Annotated in this window: 1 pseudogene; it reads left to right on the plus strand. The window is 44.7% G+C overall.

The features are described 5' to 3' along the window. Positions 1–3: 3 nt before the first annotated feature. A pseudogene (locus R7Q48_RS30875) lies at positions 4–524 on the plus strand (LuxR family transcriptional regulator); the annotation flags it as partial.

Genomic DNA, 524 nt, shown 5'->3' on the forward strand with positions numbered 1-524 from the left:
AGCGTGATTCACGCAATTTTCGATTTTGATTGCGCGATCATTCTTGGTTACCGAGAAGGCAAACACCCGAGCTATCTATATGACTCGATTGAAAATGAACGTGAGTTGCTATTTCAACGTTACCTGACCAACTCATTTCAAAACGATCCGTTTTTCCAAAACCTCAACCAGAACAAGCAACAAGGCATCTTCACCCTAAAAGATGTGGCGAAAAAAGGCATCGAATATCAAACGTACCGAAAGCAGTTTTACGATCAACCAGGTTGGAAAGATGAACTCAGCATGCTGGTAGAAATCGAATCCGGTCGTTGGGTAATTCTCTATTTTGGCTGCTTGCGTGAAGGTAAACGCTTCTCTGCCGCGCAAATCAACAGCTTGCGATCGCATTTTTCTGTTCTTCAATCGCTGTGCCAACAGCATTGGAAACAAGCCGAGTTTAACTTATCAGAGCCCGTAGTTCGCCCAGACGCCTACACAGGCAATATGAAGGTTGCCATTGAGCAGGCGTTAAGCTCATTTGGCAT

Source organism: Vibrio sp. 378, from assembly GCF_033339435.1.